We start from the raw sequence: 4,241 nt of genomic DNA on the forward strand, positions 1-4,241 counted from the left end.
AACAGTACGAACATAAAACATGCTCCTATTATACCTTAGTGCGACAAAATTACACTTTTATATCGCTAAATCATTGATTTTATTAGCTTTGTCTTTTTAGAAAAAGTGAGTTGGACAAGTCAGGAAAGGTATTTACCCTCATATTGACTGGAATATTCAGCTTGATTACGCGGAAAAACTGGGATTGGGTTTTCGTAAATACAATTTAATCGAAGTGTAGCTGTTACATTTTTAGTCCATTTTGTCTTTGCGGATGATAAATCCCCCCGGATATTACAGCTTTCATTCCGTCTTCAACCGACATATCAAGATAAACCAAATCCTCTTTCGGCACAAAAATAAGCATGCCTGATGTCGGATTTGGCGTAGTGGGCAGAAAAACCGCGATGACCGTTTCCCTGGTTTTTTCCTGTATTTCACCTTCAGCTTCGTTGCTGATAAAACCAAGCGAATATAGCCCCTTTCTCGGGTATTCCACCAAAACAACAGATTTAAAAAGACTTTTATTGCCTCCTAAAAATGCCTCGCTGATCTGGTGTATAGTCGTATAAATCTTGTTTACCAGCGGCGTATTGGTTAGCAATTTATGCCACAAAGATATAATTTTTTTCCCTATGATATTAGTCGCCAGCAAACCTAACAGTGTTATAAAAATAATAATTATCAAAAAGCCTACGCCAGGTATGCGTATATGAAAATATTTATTTAAATAATTGTAAAGAATCCCGTCAATATGGTAAAATACGTAAAGCAGGAAATAAACGGTCAATGCGGTAGGCAAAACCAGTAAAAAACCTGCGAAAAAATATCTTCTTAATTTTTTAAACATTTTTTTATTCTAACATTAACAAGGGGTCATGCCCCCTTATTTTAAAGGAAAATTATGAAAAAAATAACAGTTGCTTCAATAATTGAACTTATTATTATCCTATTGTTTACCATCTGCGGCATCTTTGCCATTTTCAGCGACGTAATTCTACTATCCATGTTCGGGTTTCTTTTCGCCCTGACCGGGGTTATGTGGTTCCATGCCGTGTATATAAAACCAAAATACCCGGAAGATAAATCATAATATCTTATCCAAATCAATTTCCATCCCGTCAGACGCGGAAATAACTTTTATATTTATTTCTTCACTTGCTTTTTTCGCCAATTCATAGGGCCTGTTTTTAATCATAGTCATTCCGAAATGTGTTAATACCGCAAGTTTTGGCTTAACCGCTTTTATTAAATAAACCGCCTCATTAAAAGTCAAATGGTCAATTATTTTACCGCTTTCAGGGTCTTTATCAAAACGGACTGTATTTATAATTAAAATATCGCTTTTGAATTCACCGGCAAGTTCAGGAAAAAATCTGGTGTCCGCGATATAACCTATTCTTCCTTTTGAATATATAAATTCAAAACCATAAGTTTCAACCGGATGCATTAATTTCCTGCCTGTTAAAATAATTATATTATTTAATTTAAACCGGGCCTTTTCTTTTAAAATAATTAATTTATCTATCGCGTTATGAAGATATTTAAAAAATACGGCTTCTTCCTGAATAGCGTTCCCGGGAAGGATAACCGTCCCTCTTTTTTTAAAGCCGCCGTTAGTCATGGCTTCAACCATAATATTCAAATCAGAGGAATGGTCTATGTGGCGGTGTGAAAGTATAATCCCATCCAGTGTTAAAGGGTCCTTTTTAGGCCTGCTTGACAGGCATTTTACCAAACTACCGGGGCCGGGATCCAATAAGAATTTTGTATCATCTAATTCAAACCATATCCCGCCTGATGCCCTGAGCTGTCTTGTCACTACAAACCTTGCTCCGGCAGTGCCCAAAAATTTTATTTTATTCAAAATCCCACCGTTTATATTATCGTCCTAAATCGACCCCCTGAAAATCGGTAAATTTGCCCTGGCTGAAATCCGTCCGTAAAATTACCTTTTTGAACCGTGAATAACTTGTAAAAATCCCAAAGTTTGTTTCTTTATCATTTAAAAATATTTTATAAATGTCTTTCTTTTTTTCAAATTTTATGTTGTTTAAATTAGACGATGAAAAATATACAGTGGTTTTTGACGAATTAGGGATCATAATATATTCTGCCTGCCCGCTGCCCATCCTGAATTTGCTTATAAATTCATTTTTATCTTCATCAACAAAAATCACACTGCAGTCCATACGGCTCTCTTTTGATATAGGTAAAAAACTAAAACTAAAGCTGAAATTTTCAGGGAAATCTACTTTCCAGATTAATTCCCTCTCTCCCAGTGATTTAGAAGTAATGGAATTTTTACTATCTATTTGCTCTATTACAAAACCATAGCCGATGTTTTCCATAACGGTATTTGGTTTGTAAGTGTTATAATTTTCGCTCAAAAATACACTGGTTATACTTTTTGATGATTCTTTATAAGCATCTCCCAGGATAATTTTTTCCAGGAGAGGTTTGTCCTCTTCATTTTTCTTTATTTCTGTGCCATAAACGGCAAGCAGTTTCCCGTTTTTCAGGATTAATTTGGTGTTAATTTTTATCTTATCCGGGAAATCGGTAATAATCCCTGAAATGACCGCGTCAACCCCTAAAATATCTATTATAAATTTTTCATCAACCAATGAACCTGCGGATATTTTCTGTTCCTCCAAACGTTCATTAATATCCCTGTTCAGCATTACATTAAAATCTTTGCTTTCAGAAAAAAGGTCGTACAAATTATTCCTGATATAATTCCCAAGATTAGGCAAATCCCCTTTTGTATTAATGAAATCCAAAACAGCAATCTTTTTTATATCTGACATTTTTATTTTATTTTCTATATTTTTAGACAGTTCCAGTAATTCCTTCTCCGCGAAATAAGATGATACATTAGAGATACCGCAAAAAAACAAGATATTCAATAGAAATAAAATCAATTTTCTATTCATTCTCTTTTCCCTGATATAATAAAATATTTTCTATTATCTATTCCAAACTTGGTTTAGGCGAATTTTTCTGCCTTTTCGAAGAATGACATAATGCGCAAAATAAACCAATATTTTCACTTTTCACCTCTACCCTTAAATATTTATAGTTTGTGTTGCTTGGATGAAAATCATGACAGCTTCCGCATTCAAAGATACCTTCCTTGCTTAAAACAGTAGTATCTACTATTACCTTTTTCGGGTCCGGTTTCATTCCAACGGGGTGCGTTTTTTTCATGTCTATTTCCGGGCCCGCTGAACCATTATGGCACCCCATGCAAATTGCCGACTGGCCGGATATTTTTGCCTTTGTATAAGGATTATCTATTGTGGTGTCAGCTTTTACCGCCATACTAAACGGCGCTTTGGCATCATGGAGATTATGACAATCAGTACAATTCTCATCATGCTGGGCAAAAACCGGCTTTAAAATAACCGCTAAAATAGTTGTTAAAAGTAGAACCTTTCGCATCCCGCCTCCTAAACACTAAAGTATTCAACAAAAAGAGCCCTTTAAGGGGCTCTTTTTGTCAATTAAATTATTTCTTTTCTGCTGGCGCTGCCGGCTTTTTCTCACCTTTAGATCGTTTATCAGAATGACAAACCGCACAGAATTTACCTAAATCACTGCCGTTTGCTCCAACATCAGCTCGTAAATATTTATAATTAGGATTACTTGGATGAAAATCATGGCAGCTGCTGCATTCAAAGAGCCCGCCGTCTCTTAACCATTCAGGAGGGACCTGTGCTCTTTTAGGATTTGGCACAATTCCCACCGGATGGGACTTCATTATACCAATTTCAGGGCCGCCTTCACCTATATGGCATCCCTGGCATAATGCGGAAATACCCGATAAAGGTTTTTTTGTCGCAGGGTTAATGGTCTTTGTATCAGGAGCCACCGCGATTATTTTTTCTCCTTTCGCATCATGAATACTATGGCAGTCTTTACAGTTATTATCATGCTGCGCAAAAACAGAATAACTGCTTGCCAAAACCATTAAAAACATTGTAAACAAAATTGCCGCTTTCTTCATTATCTTTTTCACCTCCTTTTTATATAAATATTATATATTTAATTTTTTACAAATAAACATCTATTAATTATAACCAGTAAAAAACAACTGTCAATAAAAAAATATTTATAAAGTGAAGTATCCCCGAAATTTTAGCGTCAAAACAAGGCCGTCTGATAATTCAAATTATTTGTTTGGGATATTTTATTAAAAACTTTGCCTGAATACCTGGCAAATATTTCTTTTATTCCATCGGCAATTGCATAATATTTAA

6 protein-coding genes are annotated in these 4,241 nt (G+C 35.1%); 1 reads left to right on the plus strand and 5 read right to left on the minus strand.

Features of this window, described 5'->3' with window-relative positions; translation table 11 throughout:
• Nucleotides 1-223 precede the first annotated feature (223 nt).
• Entirely contained in the window at nt 224-829 is a 606-nt protein-coding gene (locus tag AB1498_06765; protein MEW6087993.1) for a DUF502 domain-containing protein, read from the minus strand.
• Nucleotides 830-883: 54 nt separating this feature from the next.
• Between AB1498_06765 and AB1498_06770 the strand changes: the two genes are divergently transcribed.
• Nucleotides 884-1,072, plus strand: coding sequence for a hypothetical protein (locus AB1498_06770; protein ID MEW6087994.1), 189 nt, complete (start codon nt 884-886; stop codon nt 1,070-1,072).
• On the opposite strand, the gene AB1498_06775 is transcribed toward AB1498_06770, so the two are convergent.
• The 4 genes from AB1498_06775 to AB1498_06790 all read right to left on the minus strand — a co-directional run bounded on the left by AB1498_06775 (nt 1,067) and on the right by AB1498_06790 (nt 3,988).
• Nucleotides 1,067-1,846: an MBL fold metallo-hydrolase gene (locus AB1498_06775; protein ID MEW6087995.1), complete on the minus strand. Its 780-nt coding sequence runs from the start codon at nt 1,844-1,846 to the stop codon at nt 1,067-1,069. The genes AB1498_06770 and AB1498_06775 overlap by 6 nt on opposite strands.
• A gap of 16 nt (nt 1,847-1,862) precedes the next feature.
• Entirely contained in the window at nt 1,863-2,915 is a 1,053-nt protein-coding gene (locus AB1498_06780; GenBank protein MEW6087996.1) for a hypothetical protein, read from the minus strand.
• 37 nt (nt 2,916-2,952) lie between these two features.
• Nucleotides 2,953-3,423 (minus strand): cytochrome c3 family protein, encoded by a 471-nt coding sequence (locus AB1498_06785; protein ID MEW6087997.1) that lies wholly within the window; start codon nt 3,421-3,423, stop codon nt 2,953-2,955.
• Between the two features lie 67 nt (nt 3,424-3,490).
• On the minus strand, nt 3,491-3,988 hold the full coding sequence (locus tag AB1498_06790; GenBank protein ID MEW6087998.1) for a cytochrome c3 family protein: 498 nt from the start codon (nt 3,986-3,988) through the stop codon (nt 3,491-3,493).
• Between the last annotated feature and the right edge of the window lie 253 nt (nt 3,989-4,241).

The sequence above is a fragment of the bacterium genome, from assembly GCA_040754625.1.
Lineage (GTDB): Bacteria > JACRDZ01 > JAQUKH01 > JAQUKH01 > JAQUKH01 > JAQUKH01.

What these genes read in the sequence shown, in the direction of transcription:
- AB1498_06765 (MEW6087993.1), bottom strand. Translation starts at nt 829, where the DNA reads ATGTTTAAAAAATTAAGAAGATATTTTTTCGCAGGTTTTTTACTGGTT.
- AB1498_06770 (MEW6087994.1), top strand. Translation starts at nt 884, where the DNA reads ATGAAAAAAATAACAGTTGCTTCAATAATTGAACTTATTATTATCCTA.
- AB1498_06780 (MEW6087996.1), bottom strand. Translation starts at nt 2,915, where the DNA reads ATGAATAGAAAATTGATTTTATTTCTATTGAATATCTTGTTTTTTTGC.
- AB1498_06785 (MEW6087997.1), bottom strand. Translation starts at nt 3,423, where the DNA reads ATGCGAAAGGTTCTACTTTTAACAACTATTTTAGCGGTTATTTTAAAG.
- AB1498_06790 (MEW6087998.1), bottom strand. Translation starts at nt 3,988, where the DNA reads ATGAAGAAAGCGGCAATTTTGTTTACAATGTTTTTAATGGTTTTGGCA.